The organism is Corynebacterium marambiense (genome assembly GCF_016342275.1).
Taxonomy (GTDB): Bacteria; Actinomycetota; Actinomycetes; order Mycobacteriales; family Mycobacteriaceae; genus Corynebacterium; species Corynebacterium marambiense.
This window is the reverse complement of sequence record NZ_JAEIOT010000004.1, coordinates 152,504-171,035: the sequence shown is the minus strand read 5'-3', so window position 1 is coordinate 171,035 and position 18,532 is coordinate 152,504. Positions and strand designations below refer to the sequence as shown.

Sequence of the window (18,532 nt, the reverse complement as noted above, 5' to 3'; positions counted from 1 at the left end):
ACGCCGTCGATGGCGTCTAGTGTGCGGAGTGACCAGTGCTCAGAGCTCGTGGATCAGGGCGTGGACCCGGTTGAACTCATCGGAATTGACGGTGTAGTACGCCCATTTCCCCCGCTGTTCCCTATTGACCAGTTTGGCCGCCGCCAGTTTTTTCATGTGATGCGTGATCGTCGGCGCAGAGACCCGGAGAGCGACGGACAGTTCGTGCGAACAGATCTCGCTGGTGTTGCTCTCGGCGATGAGATAAAGAAGTTTCAGTCTCGTCGGATCGCCCAGTGCCTTGAATAGCTCGCTGGCGCGTTCACTGAGTTCCGGGGGCAGTGCCCGGACGATGGCGTTACCTGATGAATTCAGGCGTTCATCAACAGCAATGCCGCCTGGGACGGGGGCATCGTGGTGGTGGCCCGGTGCTCCGTCCGTGGGATCGGCCATCTCGTTCAGGAAGGGCATGCTGCCCAATATAGCGCAACTGTGGGTAGCCTAATAACCGCAGGTCTCCGCGGTTTTGTTCCTGCCATGTCAGCTGACGGGGGAGTATCCGCCCCCGAATGGCGGTACCTATTTGGTTGGGGGCGGGGTATGGCTGGCGTCGATGTGGTGCCCGAAACCGGGGGTGTGCTGGGTGTATACCTTTGATCCCCAGCACTTCCCGATTAGGCGGCGGGATGGGGGACGGCTTTACGGAGGAAATTGTGTGCGGGGTCGTAAGGTGAGAAAAGTCACTCTCCAGTGGTGTCGGAATCCCCACGTTCGTCACTGTCTGCTGGTTTCTCCGGCTGTTCCCGGTACTTTTCCCGCGCTCGCCGCATGCGTTCTTCTTCCTCCAGTGCTGCTTGCTCCGCGGCTCGCCGCTCTTTGAACCGTTGCTTCTTGATGCTCCAGAGGAACTCATCGTCGTCGTCCGGCCCCTTGATCTGCGGCTGCGCGGACATTGCGCCATATCGGCGACGACTTCCCGGGCCGAAGGCCTTCCACACCAGAACGATGACGACGATGATCAGGAGCAGCAGTATGAGACGTCCCACAGGGATTCCTTCCGACGGGGGTTACCCCAACAACAATACGGGTCCTCGGGAACGGTTTAGTAGTGTCGGTTGGTGTGAGTGAAAACCCCGTCAATGACGCCCCGGAACTCGATCAGGAACTACGTGGTCGTGTTCGTCGGGACATGGTGCTCTACGGTCTCGCGAGGCTGGGACTGTTTCTTCTGCTGACTGTGGTGATCCAGGGTCTGGCCATTCTCATCGGTGCACCGGTGCCCCTGATTATCTCCTCGCTGCTGGCACTGTTGGTCGCCTTCCCGTTGTCGATGTTCGTGTTCCGTTCTCTGCGGCTCAGGGTGACCCGGAATCTCGCGGTGTGGAACGCGCAGCGGCATGCTCACAAAGAATGGGTCAAGAGCCAGTTGGCGGACCGCTGAATGGCGGCTTCCACGCTCAGCTGAATATCAATGCACTAGCTGTGACAATGGACCACAGCAACATCGCCTTTCCGGTTGCACCGAGTACCTGGATGAGATCCCGTCCCGTCCGTCCCTGAACCACCGGTTCTGCAGCGGCGATCGACACTGGTAGCGCAATGAATGCGGCGAGCGCCGGGAGGTGGGCTGCGGCGATGGCCAGGCTCAGCAGGTAGGGGGCTCCGGCGAGAACGACCCACAACCGGCGCGTGCCCCGGTCACCGAGCCGGACTGCGAGCGTGACCTTTCCGCTCCGCCTGTCGGTGGGGATGTCCCGGAGGTTGTTGGCCAGGTTCACTGCAGAGGAGAAACAGCCCACCGCAACTGCAGCGGCCAGCCCGGTCCAGGTGATCCGGCCAGCCTGCGTAAACTCAGTGCCCAGCACCGCAACAAGACCGAAGAACACGAACACCGCGACCTCGCCGAGACCCCGGTACCCGTAGGGATTCTTCCCGCCGGTGTAGAACCACGCCCCCGCGATGCATGCCGCCCCCAGGAAGATCAGCCACCACGCGCTCGTCGCGGCGAGGACGAGACCGGATATGCCGGCGACACCGAACGCGGCGAACGCGGCCGACCGGACGTGTTTGGGGCGGGCGAGTCCGGAGCCGGTCAATCGGAGCGGCCCCGAGCGGTCGTCGTCGGTGCCGCGGATGCCGTCCGAGTAGTCATTGGCGTAGTTGACACCGATGATGAGCGCGAGGGCGACCACCACCGCGACGATTGCCTTCCATGCGACGAGTCCTTCCGTCGCGGCCGCGGCCCCTGTCCCCGCGATGACGGGTGCGAAAGCGTTCGGCCAGGTGTGCGGGCGGGCGCCTTCGAGCCAGTCCGTGGGTCTGGGGCGCGGGGTGGTGGTTGATTCAGCCATGCCACCATCTTGGCCGACCACCGCGGTGCGGGTGCAATTGAGGCCTCGGTTCAGCGGATGGGGGCAGTGAACAGTCTTCTCACCGCGTCGCGGTCGGGTTTTCCGGGTCCGGTGAGTGGCATGGTGGTCAGGTGCCGGACGTCCTTCGGTAGTTGCCACCTGGGCAGATCGTCCAGCCCTTCGATGACCTCCCACGGCTCGATTGTGCCGGTGTAGGCGGCGACTACGGCCTGCCCGAGTCTGGGATGCGGGATCCCGACGACGCAGGCCGAGTCGATTCCGTTGATGTCGAGCATCGCGTTTTCGATGATCCCTGGGTGCAGTTTCAGGCCGCCGGAATCGATGAGATCATCGAGACGTCCGGTGACGGTGAGGACACCGCCGGTGATCTCGCCCCGGTCCCGTGTTGCGAACCATCCGGGTTCGGCGAAGGAATCGTCGCCCGGGGGTGAGGTCCGGTAGCCGGCCGCGATCATCGGCCCGCCGAGATGGATTCGGCCGTCGCGGATCCGCATCCGGGTGCCCGGTACTGGCTGTCCGTCGTATACACAGCCGCCGGTGGTCTCGGAGGACCCGTAGGTCGCGACGATTCGGATCCCCAGTCGGTCGCAGGACTCCCTGAGGTGGCGGGGCAGGTGCCCGCCACCGATGAGGATCGCGTTGAATCTGCGCAGGGCTTCGATCCCGGCGAGTGTGTCCAGTGCCTTGGCCAGCTGCAGTGGGACGAGCGCGGTGTAGACGGGAAGTCCGTCAGCGGTGGCGGCGTCGGTCAGCTGGTGGGAGAGTTTCGTGAAGTCGTCCGTCCGGAAACCTGCGGAGACATCGAGGCAGGCCGGTTCGGTTCCGGCGACGAGTGCGCGGACTAGAACTTGGAGGCCCGCGATGTGATGGCCGGGCATGGCGAGAAGCCAATGGCCTTCGCCGGACAGCGCCGAATGCGTGGAGTCTGCTGCGGAGACGAGATTGCCCGGGGTGAGGAGCGCGCCCTTCGGTGTGCCCGTCGATCCGGAGGTGCAGACCACGACCGCGATCTCCGGGTTTACGGGTTCCCCGCAGCGTTGGGAGCGAATCAGTAGGTCCGCCCGGTCCCGGTCCTCGCGCCTCCGCCCTGCGGGTACCGGGAGCCATGTGACATTCCCGGAGATCGCCTCGGCGAGATCCGGGAGTATCGCCGCGGGATTGTCCGGTGGAACAGGGAGCGGACGTAGGATTCGGGTGCTCATGGGAGCAAAGTCTACGTACCGGTGGGGCCCTGCTTAACCGGCGTTGAGGCCGAGCGGTTCGAGGACGGAGTCGCGGAGGTGGGAGACGGTTTCTTCGCTGGGCCGCAATCCATGGAGGATCACCCAGGCGAGTTCGATGTCTTCCCTGGTAGCCGGGGTCATGCCGGCGTCGATGAGGTACCAGACGAAGATGTCGTCATCTTCGTGGAGTAGTTCCCTGACCCGGAGGGGTTCGGCGAGGATAGTTAAGGGTGTGGGAGTCGGGGTGGGGGCCGGGCGCAGCCAGTTGAGGATCCGGTCGACGGTGCGCCGGAGCGGACTCGCGGCGGACATGTGAAGCAGGGACATGGTGTCGGCCTCCTTTCTTTCGTGGTGCGTGGAGCGTGGTTCGTGTGCCGTCAGATCAGGTAGTGGTTGACCAACGATGATGGGGCACTAAATTAGTTGGTAATTATCAATGATTGATCAGCCTAGCTATATCGAGGTTCAGGTGCAAGCCGGACACGTCGGAAACCCGATGAAAAAGGTCTGGCCCCGGCACGCAGCTGCTCGTGCGTGCCGGGGCCAGGGGAGTGGAGGGGATCAGTGTGCCTCGGTGCCGAATATGTCTAGACCGAAGGTGTCGTGGAGGACCCCTTTGGTGATCCACATGATGCCGAGAATGATCGCGCCGATGATCACCGCGAAACACAGGCTCGCGAGCCCCCGGCGCCACGTGGGAATGGTCTGCGTCGTGCTATTGGTGGCCGGGGTGGCCAGGCGGATGCCGACCGCGAACAGTGCGGGCAGCCCGGCACCGAGGACGAGTCCGGCCAGGAGTACCTGCAGCAGATCGGAGATCAGGGTGGCGGCGCTCATCGGACGGTCCTCTCGGCGGTGTCACTGATTCGGGTGCCGACGGTGTCGGCCGGGATCAACGGATCCTCGTGGTCGGTGATGATCTCGATCGGTGGGGTGACATGGTTAGACGCGGCGTCCCAGTCGGCGTTGACGTTTCCGGAGTTGACCGGGGCGCGGCGGGAGCGGACCCAGATCAGACCGGCGAGCGTAACCAGGATGGCGAAGGCGAGGATGACCCCCACGAGGTCGTCCGTGACACTACCCACCGTGTGGGCGAGCAGCCACGTCAGTCCGCCGACGAGTGCCGCGGCTGGCAGCGTGATCATCCAAGCGACGGCCATGCGTCCTGCGACGCTCCAGCGGACCTTTGCGCCCTTTCTACCGAACCCGGATCCCATGATCGACCCGGTGGCGACATGAGTGGTGGACAGCGCCATGCCGAAGTGGGAGGACGTGAGGATGATCGCGGCTGAGGAGGTTTCGGCGGCCATACCCTGCGGAGAGTCGATCTCTACAAGACCCTTGCCGAGGGTGCGGATGACCCGCCAGCCGCCGACGTAGGTGCCCAGTGCGATGGCGATTGCGCAGGAGAATTTGACCCAGAACGGGATGCCTGAGTCCGCCCCGAGGCCACCGGTCGCGACAAGAGCGAGGAAGATGACCCCCATGGTCTTTTGAGCGTCATTGGTGCCGTGTGCGAGGGAGACGAGGGACGCGGATCCGATTTGTCCCCAGCGGAAGTACCGGTTCCTGTCGCTCTCGGCGACCGGGCGGGTGAAGCGGTAAACCAGCGAGGTACCGACCGTGGCGACCAGTCCGGCGACGACGGGGGCGCAGATCGCGGGGACGATGACTTTCGCGAGAACGCCGTTCCAGGCGACGCCCTGTATGCCAAGAGAAGCGACCGCAGCACCGATGAGGCCACCGATGAGGGCGTGGGAGGATGAGGACGGGATACCGAGCAGCCAGGTCAGCAAATTCCAGACGATGCCGCCTATCAGGCCCGCGAAGACGACGAGGAGCAACTGGTGTGCCTGGTCCGGGTCTGTGAGGTTGAACTGGTCGAGATCGACGATCCCCTTCGCCACCGTTGTGGCGACCTCCATGGAAAGGAATGCGCCGACCAGATTCAGAACGGCCGAAAGTGTCACCGCTATCTTTGGGCGGAGCGCCCTGGTGGCGATCGATGTGGCCATGGCGTTGCCGGTGTCGTGGAAGCCGTTGGTGAAGTCGAACGCCAAGGCCGTGGCAACCACGATGAGCAGGATGATCAATTCGGTCACACCATAGAAGTATGCCGCAGGGTTGCCCCTATCTGGAAGGAAAAAACAGGCATTCGGAAGGTCTGGTGGGCGCTGATCTGACCGTTTTGACCAAACAGGGGTATTAAACTGTAGTTTTCTTGTCCGACGGATACCGTTCTGCCATTGTTTCACCTGCGTTTACCGGACTGTGGGGTGTGGCAGGTGTGGCCAAAAGGTTCGTGGCCGGTCATTGCGACGGGCCGGAAATGGAAAGATGAACTTTAGGTGAATTCTGCCGATCCGCAGGCGTCTCGTCGGACGCGCGCACACCCCTTCAACCGTCTCGGCTCCGTGCTGCCGGTTAGTAGTAGTACGGGAACGCCGACCAGTCCGGTTCCCGCTTTTCCAGGAAACTGTCCCGGCCCTCGACAGCCTCATCGGTCATGTACGCCAGGCGTGTCGCCTCACCGGCGAACACCTGCTGTCCCATCAACCCGTCGTCGGTGAGGTTGAACGCGAACTTCAGCATCCGCTGCGCCGTGGGTGACTTGCCGTTGATGGCCCGAGCCCACTCCACGGCAACGTTCTCCAGCTTCCCGTGGTCCGCAACCTCATTCACCGCCCCCATCTGCTGCATGCGTTCCGCGTCGTACGTCCGCCCGAGGAAGAAGATCTCGCGCGCGTACTTCTGGCCCACCTGCTTCGCCAGGTACGCCGAGCCGTAGCCGGCGTCGAAGGACCCGACGTCCGCGTCGGTCTGCTTGAACCGTGCCTCCTGACGCGAGGCGATGGTCAGGTCGCAGACGACGTGCAGCGAATGGCCGCCTCCTGCGGCCCACCCGTTGACCACGGCGATGACCACCTTGGGCATGGTGCGGATCAGGCGCTGGACCTCCAAGATGTGCAGGCGCCCGCCCTCGACCTTCTCCCGCTCCGTGTCGACGGTGTCGGCGGTTTCACCGTCGGCGTACCGGTATCCGGAGCGGCCACGGATGCGTTGGTCCCCACCTGAACAGAACGCCCAGCCACCGTCCTTCACGCTGGGGCCGTTGCCCGTCAGCAGGATGCACCCCACATCGGGGGTGCGGCGGGCGTGATCGAGCGCCCGGTAGAGCTCATCGACGGTGTGCGGCCGAAACGCGTTGCGGACCTCGGGCCGGTCGAAGGCGATGCGCACGATGCCGTTCGCCCGACCTTCGCCGATATGCCGGTGGTAGGTGATGTCGGTGAGATCGAATCCCGGGACCTCGCGCCACTGCGTCGGGTCGAAGGGGTTGTCGGTGCTGTAGTCCGGTGTGTCCATGGGGACAACGGTAGCGTTTCGTATCCTGGGGACCATGCCGTTCACCCACGCCCCCCTGGACCCCCACCTCGTCGAACTGATCGCGATCCTCGACGCCGATGAACTCATCGGCCGGTCACACACCGTCGCACTGCCGATGCGGGTGAGGTTCCGGGGCATAACGAGCCGGGAAGCGCTGCTGATCGACGGCCCCATCGGCTGGGGTGAGTTCGCCCCGTTCCGGGACTACCAACCGGACGAGGCCGCAGCCTGGCTGGCCGCCGCCCTCGAGATGGCGTACCTCGGGGCGCCGGCCCCGCAACGGGACAGCATCGAGATCAATGCGACGGTCCCCGCCGTGGAACCGGGGGAGGTCCCGGAGATTCTCGCCCGATTCCCGGGCTGCCGCACAGTCAAGGTGAAGGTCGCGGAGCCGGGACAGACCCTCGATGACGATGTCGCCCGCATCGCCGCCGTCCGGGAAACGGTCCCGCATGCACTGGTCAGGGTCGATGCGAACCGTGGCTTCACCGTGGACCGTGCGCTCGACGCGGCCCGTGCCTTCGGTCCACTGGACTACTTCGAGCAGCCCTGTTCCACCACCGCCGAACTGGCGGAACTGCGTCGGCGCCTGGTCCGCTCCGGGATCTTCTGCCGGGTCGCGGCCGATGAATCGATCCGGCGTGCAGGCGACCCGTTCGCCGTTCTGGAGGCCCGGGCACTGGATGTCGCGGTGGTGAAGGTCGCCCCCCTCGGCGGAGTGCGTCGGCTGCTCGACATCGCGGAGAAGATCGCCGACCACGGGGTCTCGGTCACCGTCGCCAGCGCCCTGGACACTGCGGTGGGGGTGAATGCCGGTCTCGCCGCGGTGGCCGCCCTGCCCGGACACACGGATGACGACGAGATCGACGTCCCACCCGCCCCGGCTGGGCTGGGAACCGGTGGATTCTTCATTGAAGACGTTGCCGACGTTGCTGCGGCGGGGCGGAGCATCGTGGGTGGTCACATCTCCTGCGCCGCCGTTCAACCGGACCTGGACCGGCTCGCGGGTCTCGAGGCGGACACCGCCACCGTCGACTTCTGGCATGCCCATCTGCGGGAGTCCCTGGAGTGTCTGAAGCGACAGGTCGGTGTGTGAAAGGTCATCCCGGGTGACCCGGTTAGACTCTGCAGAACATGACTGTCCCCGCCACCGCAACCGCCGCCGCGATCATTGCGGAACTCGTCGCCGCAGGAATCCGGAACGTCGTCGTCTGCCCCGGGTCACGCAGTGCTCCGCTGGCCCTGGCTGCGGCGGCCCGCCCGGAGCTGACGCTCCATGTGCGGCTTGATGAGCGTTCCGCGGCGTTTCTCGCTCTCGGCATGGCACGGGTGGACCATCGGCCCGCCGCCGTGATCGTGACCTCCGGTACTGCCGTCGCCAACTGTCTGCCCGCGATGGTGGAGGCACACCACAGTGATCTACCGCTCGTCATCCTGGCCGCTGACCGGCCTTCCCGGCTCGTCGGCACCGGCGCGTCGCAGACCATCGATCAACAGGGAATCTTCGGTCGTTTCGCAGACTGTGCTTTCGTGGAGGCGGGATCCGATGCAGGGCAGGCCGCGGCCGTCACCCGTCGTGCTCTCGCTTATGGCCGGGTGCACCTGAATGTCGCGTTCGATGTGCCGCTCGTGGATGATGAGCTTCCCGCTCCGGCGGAGCTTCCGGTCGGTGTGCCCCCGCGACGTCGACCTCACCGGGACTGGGGCACCGCGCACCTCGACCTGACCCGCCCCACCCTCGTGATCGCCGGTGACGGAGCCTGGCCGGTGGAGGAACTCGCCGGCGTCCCCACCATCGCTGAACCGACCGCCCCAGCCCCCGAGCGGCCCGTGCATCCTGCGGCCGCCGGTGTCTTCACCAGGGAACAAGTCTCCGCAGAAGGGCACGTTCTGCACACCCGACCGGAACAGATCGTCGTCATCGGGCATCCCACACTCCACCGCGATGTCCTGGCGTTGATATCGGATCCCGGTATCGAGGTCACCGTGCTCACCCGGTCCGACGGGTACACCGATCCCGCGGGCACCGCGACGCGGGTCGCCAGTCGGGTGCGTGTCGACGGGGACCCGACGAAGCAGTGGTTGAAGCTCTGTGAGGTCGCGGGGGAACAGGCCGCGGACGCGGTCCGCGAGATTCTTGACGGTGAGGAATTTGGTTTCACCGGATTGCACGTCGCTGCGGCGGTCGCCGACGGCCTCGCGGTTGGTGACACCCTGTTCGTCGGGTCGTCGAACCCCGTCCGCGACATCGCGCTCGTGGGGTTGCCGTTCGACGGTGTCGCCACCCACGCCCCGCGCGGAACCGCCGGCATCGACGGCAGTGTTTCCCAGGCGGTCGGCGTCGCCCTGGCCGCGCAGGCCCGTGACAGAATCTCGCCGCGTGCCCCGCGCACCGTCGCCCTGCTCGGGGACGTGACTTTTCTGCACGATGCCGGAGGCCTGTTCATCAGCGACGGTGACCCGCTGCCCAACAACCTCACGATCGTCGTCGCCAACGACGACGGCTGTGGAATCTTCGAGACCCTCGAATCCGGGGAACCCGGACTGCGGGGCAGCTTCGAGCGCGTGTTCGGCACCCCGCATGGGGTGGGAATCTCCGACCTCGCCGCAGCCTACGGCTGGGAGCACCGCAGGGTGGAGAACACCGCTGACCTCATCCGGGAACTCGAGGAATCCATCGAACTACCCCACCCGCCACTCATCATCGAGGCGCGCACCACCCGAACCACCCGCAGAGATCTGCACGCCGCACTCTCGGGCAAGGTGGTCGGCAGGTGACCCGGGTCCCGTTACGCGCGGCACTCGCCCGGATACCCCGCGACCGGATGCGCCGTAGGCAGCATCAGCTGGTGATTCTATTCTGGGTGTCCGCCTTGCTGATGGCCCTCGCCATGGTCATCGGCCCCTGGCTGAATGACCGGACGATCGCTGCCGACCGGGCGCAGGCGTATGCGGTGGTCACCGATGCCGGTTGGTGGCGGACCACCGTTGAGTATCGCGACGAGAACGGACGCCTCCGGGCCCCCAAGGGAGGCGTGCTCTATCCCGGTAACCTGGCCGCCGGCAGCGGAGTCTGGGTGGATTACGACCGTTCGAACACCGACCTCGTGAAGGTCTCCGGCAGGGACTTCCGGTGGGCGGCTTTTCCCGCGTTGATCACCGCCGTCACTGCCAGTCTCCTCGCCGCGGCGGCCTGGTGGCTCATCGCCGTGATGGACCGCCGGCGCAGCCGTCGTAGGGGAGGCACCCACCGGTGACTGAACAGCGGCTCCGGATCGCCGTCGTCGCCGAGTCCTTCCTCCCCAACGTCAACGGTGTCAGCAACTCTGTCCTCCGGATCCTCGAACACCTTGCGGACCACGGCCACGAGGCTCTGGTGATCGCGCCGGGAGCACGTGATTTCGAGGAGGAGGTGGTCTCCTACGCGGGTTTCCCCGTGGTGCGGGTGCCCACCGTGATGGTCCCGCTCATCAACTCTCTGCCCGTCGGAGTCCCCGTGCCACTCGTTCGGACCCTGCGGGACTTTCGCCCCGATGTGGTACACCTCGCCAGCCCGTACGTCCTCGGGGCCGCCGGTGCATCGGCCGCCCGCAGGCTCGGCGTCCCGGCACTCGCCGTCTACCAGACCGATGTCGCGGGCTTTGCTCTCCGCTACCACCTCCGGTTGCTGATCTCCGCCTCCTGGCGGGTCACCCGGATGATACACAACTCCTGCGCGTGTACTCTCGCACCGTCCACAGCAGCGATCGCCGAGCTCACCGGACACGGAGTCCGGAACGTTCACCGGTGGGCGCGGGGTGTGGACACCGTGCGGTTCAATCCGGCCCACCGCAGTGTGGAGCTGCGCCGCTCCTGGGACCCGACGGGTAAACGGCGCGTCGTCGGCTACGTCGGCCGGCTCGCCGCAGAGAAGGGCGTGGAGCGGCTCGCCTCCCTGGTCGGTAGGGATGACCTTCAGCTCGTGATCGTCGGCGACGGCCCCGAGTACAGCGCCCTGCGGGATGCATTACCGGGTGCCGTGTTCACCGGGGCCCTCGGGGGAGAGGACCTGGGAAGGGCGTACGCCAGCTTCGATGTGTTCGTCCACCCCGGGGAATTCGAGACGTTCTGCCAGACGATCCAGGAGGCGCAGGCCTCGGGCGTGCCGACGATCGGGCCCCGCGCCGGGGGGCCGGTGGACCTCATCACCCCGGGGGAGAACGGCGATCTCCTCGATGTCGCCACGTTCAGCTCGGACCTGCCCGCGGCGGTGGACCGCGTCCTGGCGGGGCGGAGCACCATGCAGGCCACCGCCCGCCACTCTGTCGAGGGCCGGACCTGGCCTGTTCTCTGCGCGGAACTCATGGATCACTACCGGCGGATCCTGCGGCACGCATAGTTCCGGACATTGTCATCCTCCCGTCACCCGCCCGTGACCCCAGCGTCCATCTACAGGCCCATTATCGAGGACATGCGTGTAGCGATCGTCGCCGAGTCCTTCCTTCCCAACGTCAACGGTGTCAGCAACTCTGTCCTCCGGATCCTCGAGCACCTGCGTCGCCACGGGGACGATGCCCTCGTCATCGCGCCGGGAGCACGTGATTTCGAGGAGGAGGTGGTCTCCTACGCGGGTTTCCCCGTGGTGCGGGTGCCCACCGTGATGGTCCCGCTCATCAACTCTCTGCCCGTCGGAGTCCCCGTACCAGCCGTCAACCATGCCCTGCGCTCATTCCGGCCGGATGTCGTGCACCTCGCCAGCCCATTCGTCCTCGGGGCGGCGGGGGCGTTCGTCGCCCGACAGCTCAAGGTCCCGGCGGTCGCGGTCTACCAGACCGACGTGGTCGGGTTCGCGGAGAAGTACCACCTGGCGGCACTGTCGACCGCCGCGTGGGAATGGACCCGACTGATCCACAACTCCTGCGCCCGCACCCTCGCCCCCGCGACCCCCGCGATGGAGGCGTTGACGGCCCACGGGATCACTGATGTCCACCGGTGGGCGCGGGGTGTGGACACCGTGCGGTTCAATCCGGCCCACCGCAGTGTGGAGCTGCGCCGCTCCTGGGACCCGACGGGTAAACGGCGCGTCGTCGGCTACGTCGGCCGGCTCGCCGCAGAGAAGGGCGTGGAGCGGCTCGCCTCCCTGGTCGGTAGGGATGACCTTCAGCTCGTGATCGTCGGCGACGGCCCCGAGTACGGCGCCCTGCGGGATGCATTACCGGGTGCCGTGTTCACCGGGGCCCTCGGGGGAGAGGACCTGGGAAGGGCGTACGCCAGCTTCGATGTGTTCGTCCACCCCGGGGAATTCGAGACGTTCTGCCAGACGATCCAGGAGGCGCAGGCCTCGGGCGTGCCGACGATCGGGCCCCGCGCCGGGGGGCCGGTGGACCTCATCACCCCGGGGGAGAACGGCGATCTCCTCGATGTCGCCACGTTCAGCTCGGACCTGCCCGCGGCGGTGGACCGCGTCCTGGCGGGGCGGCAGAAGATGTCCGCAGCGGCGCTCGACCGGGTCGCTGGCCGGACCTGGGAAGGCGTCTGCGGTGAACTGCGCGGACACTATTCGGCGGTTCTCGCCGACCAGCGTCGGACGGAACGCTCCGGTGGAGTACGGCCCGGGGCGTGGGCACGGTGGCGTTAGTCGTCGCGTAGCCTTGATCGCGTGGTTAAGGCATCCCTGGACAAGAATCCCGACGAGGTCGCGCGGATGTTCGACGCTGTCGGCGCCAAGTACGACATCACGAACACGGTGCTTTCCCTCGGACGTGACCGCCACTGGCGGCGCCGGACCCGGCAGCGCCTCGATCTGCGCCCCGGTGAACGGGTCCTGGACCTCGCCGCAGGTACCGCCGTGTCCACCGTCGAACTCGCCCGCTCCGGGGCTTGGTGCGTGGCCTGTGACTTTTCCACCGGGATGCTTGCCGCCGGTGCGCACCGTGCCGTGTCCAAGGTCGCCGGGGACGGCCTCGCACTGCCTTTCGCCGACGCGTCCTTCGACGCGGTGACCATCAGTTTCGGTCTCCGCAACTTCGCCGACACCCGCGCCGGCCTCCGGGAGATGGCTCGCGTGACCCGGCCCGGGGGTCGGCTCACCGTCGCCGAGTTCTCTACTCCCGTTGTTCCCGTGTTCGCGCAGGTCTACAAGGAATACCTGATGCGGGCCCTGCCGGCTCTTGCCCGTCTCATCTCCTCGGACCCGTCGGCCTACGAGTACCTGGCGGAATCCATCCGCGCTTGGCCGGACCAGGAACAGCTGGCCCGTGAGATCGCCGCAGCCGGGTGGGCCGAGGTCGGTTGGCAGAACCTGACCGGGGGCATCACCGCCCTCCACTCCGCCGTGAAGCCCAGCTAGGGGAATCAGCTCCAGAGCACCGCGTCCGCGCCCCGGAACCGGTACAGGCCGCCCGTGGCGAGACGCCACGCCCGGGCCACCACATCGCGGTCCTCGTCGGTGACGAGGTTGCCCATCAGTCGAGCCGTGGCGCGCATCAGCGGACCCGCCTGCGGCCCCCGGAAACCGAAGGGGCCGACCATCGGGAGCAACCGCGGGTAGGTGAGCAGCCGGGCCGCGGTCCGGGCGAGCAGGAATGCCTCCCCGTAATTCTCCCGCAGCACCCGGGGCCACACCACCGTCAGATCCCGCCGCGGGTTGATCAGATCGACCGCGAGGCGCGCGGTCTCCAGACCGTAGTCGATGCCTTCCCCGTTCAGCGGATTGACGCAGGCCGCGGCATCACCGATGAGCATCCAGTTGGGGCCTGCAACCCCGCTCACCGCGCCACCCATCGGCAACAGTGCTCCCGCGACATCGGTCACCGGCCCGAGGCGCCACTCATCCCTTTGGAGCCCCGCATAGTGGGAGAGGAGCTTTTTCGTATTCACCTTTGCGGGACGCGCTGTCGTTGACAGTGCCCCGCAGCCGATGTTCACGTGTCCATCGGCCAACGGGAAGATCCACCCGTAGCCGGGCTGTGCCACGCCCGCCTGGTCGCGGAGCTCCAGGTGGGAGTGGATCCACTCCTCGTCGGAGAATGGGGTGCTGCAGTAGGCACGGGCGGCGATCCCGTACACCTCACCCCGGTGCCAGACCCGTCCGAGTAGCTTGCCGAAGGTGGAGCGCACGCCGTCCGCGACGAGTACCGCACTGCATCGCACGACGCGCTCACCGTCCGGGGTGGAGAGCGTCACCGACTCTGCCCGCCCCGCACGGATCGACACATCCACCGCCGGGGAGTTCACCCACGCAGTCACTCCCTCCGTTGCCCGAGCGGTGTCAAACAGCAGCCCGTCGAGGCGCGTCCGGCGCATCGCGGAGCCCTCGGACCCGAAAGCGGAGTTCGGCCACGGCGCCGTCACGTCGCCGCCGAACCCGTGCAACTTCAACCCGCGGGAGCGGTATCCACCGGCGATCTCCGGACCGAATCCCAGAAGTCGTAACTGGTGCATGGCCCGTGGGGTGAGGCCGTCACCGCACGTCTTGTCGCGTGGGAAGCGGGCTGCATCGACGAGGAGGACACTGAATCCTCGGTGCGCTGCGTGGATCGCGGCGGCGGCCCCAGCGGGGCCACCCCCCACGACGAGGACGTCGACTGTTTCGATCCAGGGGCGGGAGATACTCACCATCCCATTGTCGCACCTCCGGAAGTTCCCGCGTTTTCACCCCGGAGTGTTCGGCAACCGTTCGCGTCGGCTACGGTTGATCCCGAGTCTGTTCCGGGCCCGCGGTGGTCGTCGCGCGGGAACGTGATATCACCCTGGCATCACCTGCGACATCGACGTTGGACGGCGTCGATGTCCGGGAACCGGAAACAGCTCCAGCACACCACTCCAATCCGGCGGCCGGTCCAGCCCGCCGCGAAAAAACAACGAGGGCAACGACGCATGAGTAACGGCCGTACCGTGTCGCACGGTCCAGGCGACCGCGACAAGACGTTCTCCCCGGGGACGTCCGTCAACCTGGGAGACGAGCAACTCAACGAGGCGATCTCCGTCGGCATGCGTGAGGTCGAGGAACTCCTCGCCTCTGAACTCACCGTCGGTGAGCAGTTCGTCACCGAGAAGGTCTGCTATCTCGCCGCGGCAGGGGGGAAACGTTTCCGTCCTATGTTCGCGCTCCTCGCTTCCCAGTACGGGGCGAACCCGGGCAGCCGCGAGGTCGTCAAGGCCGCGGTAGTAGTGGAAATGACCCACCTGGCCACGCTCTACCACGATGATGTGATGGACGAGGCGGACAAGCGCCGGGGAGTGGATTCCGCGAACTCGCGGTGGGGAAACTCCATGGCCATCCTCGCAGGTGACTACCTCCTGGCCCGGGCCTCCCGGATCATGGCGCAGCTCGGGGTCGACACCGTCGCGCACTTCGCGGCAACCTTTGGAGAACTGGTCACCGGCCAGATGCGGGAGACAGTCGGCCCCGGTGACGGTGACCCCATCGATCACTACCGGGCGGTCGTCAGGGAGAAGACCGGTGTCCTCATCGCGTCCGCGGGCTTCCTTGGCGGACTTCACGGTGGGGCGACCCCCGAACAGATCGATGCTCTGCACCGCTTCGGATACGCCATCGGCACGGTGTTCCAGATCGTCGACGACATCATCGACATCTACTCCGACACCGACCAGTCCGGGAAGACGCCGGGTACCGACCTCAAAGAAGGCGTTTTCACGCTGCCCGTTCTTTACGCACTGGAGGAGGAGGGGCCCGTGGGGGATGAACTGCGGGCGAGGCTCACCGGGCCGATCACCGATGACGACGAGGTGGCCGCGGCCCTCAATCTTCTGCACCGGTCGACCGGCCGGGAGAAGGCGTTGGCCGATGTCCACCACTACGTGGAACTTGCCGACGCCGAGCTGGCGAAACTCCCCCAGAACCGCACCACGGCAGCTCTCCGTCGTCTCACCCACTTCACGGTGAGTCGCGTCGGCTAACCGATCCAGTGTCCAGAAAATGGGGGCTGACATGCAGACTTGCGCAAGGTCGCGTAGGCCGTAGTAGAGTGTTCAATGCACCGCGTGAGCGGCGCACGCCAGGTTGCCCGAGCGGCCAAAGGGAGCGGACTGTAAATCCGTCGGCTTAGCCTACGTTGGTTCGAATCCATCACCTGGCACAAAAGAGAGGCCCGTTCTGGTCAGTATCTTCCACGAAGATCCACCGGGGCGGGCTCCTCTCTTTTTTGGGGTTGAAAACAGGGGAGTCATTCGTCCAACCCGTCACTCTTGCCGGGTTGAAGGTGGCCTGAAAATGTGTCTGAACAGCTGATTTGTGTAGTTCGGTGGGATCGGGTTAATCTTTGTGAGGCTTCAACGGAGCGGGCGCATGTCGTACGGTTCAACGAGGCTGTGCCCCCTTAGCTCAGTCGGCAGAGCGTTTCCATGGTAAGGAAAAGGTCGACAGTTCGATTCTGTCAGGGGGCTCTGTTGTTTTTCCCGCCGGGGTCTTCTACGGTCGCGGTCGTGGAGAAATGGCCACATGGCGGTGTAGCTCAGTGGTAGAGCAAACGACTCATAATCGTTGTGTCGCGAGTTCAATTCTCGCCATCGCTACCGGGATATCGTTCCACCGTCCGGATACCGTCAAGGTGTCGGGGCGGTGTTTTCTCTGGTATTCCTGCGGATGCCCACGATGTCGAAGGTGCTTTCATCTGGCTCTTCACGCATCTGGTAGGGTAGTCGCGTACTGCAGAACGCAGTGCATGAAGGGGCGTAGCTCAACTGGCAGAGCAGCGGTCTCCAAAACCGCAGGTTGCAGGTTCAAGTCCTGTCGCCCCTGCAACACACTTTATGCACACGCTGATCCGAGGAGCACCGCACCGTGACCGACGAAAATAAGCCGAAGCCGACAGGTTCGGCGCGTCCGGCCGGTAAGCGGCAGGTCGTGGGAGTCTCTACCACCAGCAGTGACTCCTACGCCGCGAAGAAGGCCCGCGAATCTGTTGCCGTCTCCGGGGACAAGGATGAGAAGTCCGGACTCGTGTCCCGCGCCGGCAGCTTCCTCCCCGAGGTCGTGCAGGAAATGCGGAAGGTCATTTGGCCCACCGCCAAGCAGATGTTCATCTACACGATCATCGTGCTCATATTCCTGATTGTGCTGACCGCTCTGGTGTCCGGCGTTGACTTCCTCGCCGGTCTCGGAGTTGAGAAGGTGCTCACAGCCAACTAGAATCCCGTCCACGAACACTTTTCCCGCAGTATCCCGCCCGACCCACGAGGTCCGGCGGGATATTTCATGAGGTGGTCGGCGTAGAATGTGGTGAAAAGACCCTGTCGGGACCGGTCCACACCGCCGTCCCACCCGATCGAAAACCTAATGGAGTACACCTAGATGAGCGACGACAACACCACCCCCGAGAACACCGGCGAGGCCACCATTCCCGAGCAGCCGGTGCAGGAGGCGGATCTGCAGATGACGGAGGCCTCCGGTGAACCGGATCTGGGTGATGTCACCGCCGAGGACGCCACCGCGGAGTCGACCGGGAACGCAGCTGAACCTACCGACGTGGCCTCCGCAGCGGCGGCACTCGGCGATGACAGCGGGGAAGGCGCGGAAAAAACCGAGGAGGAGGCAGCGCTCGCCGAGTACAAGGCACGTCTCCGGAAATTCCTCCGAGAGCTGAAGAAGCTCCCGGGCCAGTGGTACATCATCCAGTGCTACTCGGGCTACGAGAATAAGGTAAAGACCAATCTGGACATGCGTGCCCAGACCCTTGAAGTCGAGGACTCCATCTACGATGTCGTCGTCCCGATCGAAGAGGTTATCGAGATCCGCGACGGTAAGCGGAAGCCCGTCAAGCGCAAGCTCCTGCCCGGATACGTACTCGTCCGCATGGACATCAACGACCGCTCCTGGTCCGTCGTCCGGGACACCCCGGGTGTCACCAGCTTCGTCGGCAACGAAGGCAACGCCACCCCGGTCAAGCACCGCGATGTCGCGAAGTTCCTGATGCCCCAAGAGACCACCCCGGTAGAGGGCGAAGACGGCACGATCGATGCCTCCGGAGAGAAACTCGTCGCGCAGCCCTCCCCGTCGGCGGGCAAGCATGTCGAGGTGGACTTCCAGGTCGGTGAAGCCGTCACCATCCTCACCGGTGCACTGGCTTCGGTGTCCGCGACCATCTCCGAGATTGACGCTGAAGGCGGCAAACTCAAGGCCCTGGTCTCCATCTTCGGACGTGAGACCCCGGTCGATCTCACCTTCGACCAGGTCGAGAAGCTCACCTAGGGCGTTTCATTTCCACGACGCACAACCCGTCCGTCACTGCGGTCAGTCCGCCGGACGGGTTTTGTGTACTTTCACCGGGTCAGGTATTCTGACTTTTCGCGTGTGCCCGGATCACAGCTCCGAGAAGTCGGAAATGGCAGAGGAGCTGAAGAAGGGCGATGCGCCACCCCGGATAACGATGTGCACCCGTGTACAGGGATCCGGGAACACCACACACATCAATCCCCGGTGGCCGGGTTACGCCTTCAACGCAGTCGGAACTGCGGGTGGGGCCCGGCATCCGGACGACGACGGTGGTTGTGCGGGACCGGGGCGGACAGCCCGGGTCCCGCCCACACACGGACATCGGCCGCCGCCGTCGGTAACAAGGAAGAGGTACT

At 65.4% G+C, this 18,532-nt stretch carries 19 protein-coding genes and 4 tRNA genes; 14 read left to right on the top strand and 9 right to left on the bottom strand.

Annotation, left to right across the window (positions count from 1 at the left end; translation table 11 throughout):
- Positions 1 to 39 precede the first annotated feature (39 nt).
- Both JDV76_RS00875 and JDV76_RS00870 read right to left on the bottom strand, forming a co-directional pair.
- On the bottom strand, positions 40 to 450 hold the full coding sequence (locus JDV76_RS00875; protein WP_376992981.1) for an ArsR/SmtB family transcription factor: 411 nt from the start codon (positions 448 to 450) through the stop codon (positions 40 to 42).
- 269 nt (positions 451 to 719) lie between these two features.
- Positions 720 to 1,025 (bottom strand): hypothetical protein, encoded by a 306-nt coding sequence (locus tag JDV76_RS00870; RefSeq protein ID WP_198734993.1) that lies wholly within the window; start codon positions 1,023 to 1,025, stop codon positions 720 to 722.
- Positions 1,026 to 1,099: 74 nt separating this feature from the next.
- On the opposite strand from JDV76_RS00870, the gene JDV76_RS00865 reads away from it, so the two are divergent.
- Positions 1,100 to 1,420, top strand: coding sequence for a DUF4229 domain-containing protein (locus JDV76_RS00865; RefSeq protein ID WP_248140711.1), 321 nt, complete (start codon positions 1,100 to 1,102; stop codon positions 1,418 to 1,420).
- 16 nt (positions 1,421 to 1,436) lie between these two features.
- Here JDV76_RS00865 and JDV76_RS00860 read toward each other — a convergent pair whose 3' ends face one another.
- The 6 genes from JDV76_RS00860 to JDV76_RS00835 form a co-directional block, all read right to left on the bottom strand.
- On the bottom strand, positions 1,437 to 2,330 hold the full coding sequence (locus JDV76_RS00860) for a 1,4-dihydroxy-2-naphthoate polyprenyltransferase (protein WP_198734992.1): 894 nt from the start codon (positions 2,328 to 2,330) through the stop codon (positions 1,437 to 1,439).
- Positions 2,331 to 2,380: 50 nt separating this feature from the next.
- Positions 2,381 to 3,553 carry an o-succinylbenzoate--CoA ligase gene (gene menE, locus JDV76_RS00855; RefSeq protein WP_198734991.1) on the bottom strand — a complete coding sequence of 391 codons (1,173 nt, stop codon included), beginning with the start codon at positions 3,551 to 3,553 and terminating at the stop codon, positions 2,381 to 2,383.
- Positions 3,554 to 3,586: 33 nt separating this feature from the next.
- Entirely contained in the window at positions 3,587 to 3,901 is a 315-nt protein-coding gene (locus JDV76_RS00850) for a hypothetical protein (protein ID WP_198734990.1), read from the bottom strand.
- Positions 3,902 to 4,135: 234 nt separating this feature from the next.
- On the bottom strand, positions 4,136 to 4,411 hold the full coding sequence (locus JDV76_RS00845) for a hypothetical protein (protein WP_198734989.1): 276 nt from the start codon (positions 4,409 to 4,411) through the stop codon (positions 4,136 to 4,138).
- Entirely contained in the window at positions 4,408 to 5,676 is a 1,269-nt protein-coding gene (locus tag JDV76_RS00840) for an inorganic phosphate transporter (RefSeq protein ID WP_198734988.1), read from the bottom strand. Before JDV76_RS00840 ends, JDV76_RS00845 begins: the two co-directional genes overlap by 4 nt.
- 322 nt (positions 5,677 to 5,998) lie before the next feature.
- Positions 5,999 to 6,940, bottom strand: coding sequence for a 1,4-dihydroxy-2-naphthoyl-CoA synthase (locus JDV76_RS00835; RefSeq protein WP_198734987.1), 942 nt, complete (start codon positions 6,938 to 6,940; stop codon positions 5,999 to 6,001).
- Between the two features lie 79 nt (positions 6,941 to 7,019).
- Here JDV76_RS00835 and JDV76_RS00830 point away from each other — a divergent pair, with 79 nt between their 5' ends.
- From JDV76_RS00830 to JDV76_RS00805, 6 genes are all read left to right on the top strand, one after another.
- On the top strand, positions 7,020 to 8,057 hold the full coding sequence (locus JDV76_RS00830) for an o-succinylbenzoate synthase (protein WP_376992991.1): 1,038 nt from the start codon (positions 7,020 to 7,022) through the stop codon (positions 8,055 to 8,057).
- Positions 8,058 to 8,095: 38 nt separating this feature from the next.
- On the top strand, positions 8,096 to 9,739 hold the full coding sequence (gene menD, locus JDV76_RS00825; RefSeq protein ID WP_198734985.1) for a 2-succinyl-5-enolpyruvyl-6-hydroxy-3-cyclohexene-1-carboxylic-acid synthase: 1,644 nt from the start codon (positions 8,096 to 8,098) through the stop codon (positions 9,737 to 9,739).
- The gene (locus tag JDV76_RS00820) at positions 9,736 to 10,218 is read left to right on the top strand and encodes a DUF3592 domain-containing protein (protein WP_198734984.1); all 483 of its coding nucleotides are present in this window, start codon (positions 9,736 to 9,738) and stop codon (positions 10,216 to 10,218) included. The genes menD and JDV76_RS00820 overlap by 4 nt, the downstream gene beginning before the upstream one ends.
- A complete protein-coding gene (locus tag JDV76_RS00815; RefSeq protein ID WP_198734983.1) occupies positions 10,215 to 11,339 on the top strand; it encodes a glycosyltransferase in 1,125 nt (374 codons plus the stop codon). Before JDV76_RS00820 ends, JDV76_RS00815 begins: the two co-directional genes overlap by 4 nt.
- A 72-nt stretch (positions 11,340 to 11,411) precedes the next feature.
- Positions 11,412 to 12,578, top strand: a complete 1,167-nt coding sequence (locus JDV76_RS00810) for a glycosyltransferase family 4 protein (RefSeq protein WP_198734982.1) — start codon at positions 11,412 to 11,414, stop codon at positions 12,576 to 12,578.
- A 21-nt stretch (positions 12,579 to 12,599) separates the two neighbouring features.
- On the top strand, positions 12,600 to 13,289 hold the full coding sequence (locus JDV76_RS00805) for a demethylmenaquinone methyltransferase (protein WP_198734981.1): 690 nt from the start codon (positions 12,600 to 12,602) through the stop codon (positions 13,287 to 13,289).
- Positions 13,290 to 13,294: 5 nt separating this feature from the next.
- On the opposite strand, the gene JDV76_RS00800 is transcribed toward JDV76_RS00805, so the two are convergent.
- Entirely contained in the window at positions 13,295 to 14,551 is a 1,257-nt protein-coding gene (locus JDV76_RS00800; protein WP_376992989.1) for a geranylgeranyl reductase family protein, read from the bottom strand.
- 267 nt (positions 14,552 to 14,818) lie between these two features.
- Here JDV76_RS00800 and JDV76_RS00795 point away from each other — a divergent pair, with 267 nt between their 5' ends.
- The 7 genes from JDV76_RS00795 (at position 14,819) to nusG (ending at position 18,152) form a co-directional block, all read left to right on the top strand.
- Entirely contained in the window at positions 14,819 to 15,862 is a 1,044-nt protein-coding gene (locus JDV76_RS00795; protein ID WP_198734979.1) for a polyprenyl synthetase family protein, read from the top strand.
- Between the two features lie 97 nt (positions 15,863 to 15,959).
- Positions 15,960 to 16,041: transfer RNA gene (locus JDV76_RS00790), tRNA-Tyr, on the top strand.
- A 234-nt stretch (positions 16,042 to 16,275) separates the two neighbouring features.
- Positions 16,276 to 16,348, top strand: a tRNA-Thr gene (locus tag JDV76_RS00785).
- 57 nt (positions 16,349 to 16,405) lie between these two features.
- A tRNA-Met gene (locus JDV76_RS00780) sits at positions 16,406 to 16,477 on the top strand.
- 153 nt (positions 16,478 to 16,630) lie between these two features.
- Positions 16,631 to 16,703 (top strand) — tRNA-Trp (locus JDV76_RS00775).
- A 42-nt stretch (positions 16,704 to 16,745) separates the two neighbouring features.
- A complete protein-coding gene (gene secE, locus JDV76_RS00770; RefSeq protein WP_198734978.1) occupies positions 16,746 to 17,093 on the top strand; it encodes a preprotein translocase subunit SecE in 348 nt (115 codons plus the stop codon).
- Between the two features lie 243 nt (positions 17,094 to 17,336).
- Positions 17,337 to 18,152, top strand: a complete 816-nt coding sequence (gene nusG, locus JDV76_RS00765; protein ID WP_198735311.1) for a transcription termination/antitermination protein NusG — start codon at positions 17,337 to 17,339, stop codon at positions 18,150 to 18,152.
- Positions 18,153 to 18,532 lie beyond the last annotated feature (380 nt).

Excerpts from the sequence above, each read along its gene's own strand:
- JDV76_RS00875 (WP_376992981.1), bottom strand. The coding sequence starts at position 450 with ATGCCCTTCCTGAACGAGATGGCCGATCCCACGGACGGAGCACCGGGC.
- JDV76_RS00860 (WP_198734992.1), bottom strand. The coding sequence starts at position 2,330 with ATGGCTGAATCAACCACCACCCCGCGCCCCAGACCCACGGACTGGCTC.
- menE (WP_198734991.1), bottom strand. The coding sequence starts at position 3,553 with ATGAGCACCCGAATCCTACGTCCGCTCCCTGTTCCACCGGACAATCCC.
- JDV76_RS00850 (WP_198734990.1), bottom strand. The coding sequence starts at position 3,901 with ATGTCCCTGCTTCACATGTCCGCCGCGAGTCCGCTCCGGCGCACCGTC.
- JDV76_RS00845 (WP_198734989.1), bottom strand. The coding sequence starts at position 4,411 with ATGAGCGCCGCCACCCTGATCTCCGATCTGCTGCAGGTACTCCTGGCC.
- JDV76_RS00835 (WP_198734987.1), bottom strand. The coding sequence starts at position 6,940 with ATGGACACACCGGACTACAGCACCGACAACCCCTTCGACCCGACGCAG.
- menD (WP_198734985.1), top strand. The coding sequence starts at position 8,096 with ATGACTGTCCCCGCCACCGCAACCGCCGCCGCGATCATTGCGGAACTC.
- JDV76_RS00810 (WP_198734982.1), top strand. The coding sequence starts at position 11,412 with ATGCGTGTAGCGATCGTCGCCGAGTCCTTCCTTCCCAACGTCAACGGT.
- JDV76_RS00795 (WP_198734979.1), top strand. The coding sequence starts at position 14,819 with ATGAGTAACGGCCGTACCGTGTCGCACGGTCCAGGCGACCGCGACAAG.
- nusG (WP_198735311.1), top strand. The coding sequence starts at position 17,337 with ATGACGGAGGCCTCCGGTGAACCGGATCTGGGTGATGTCACCGCCGAG.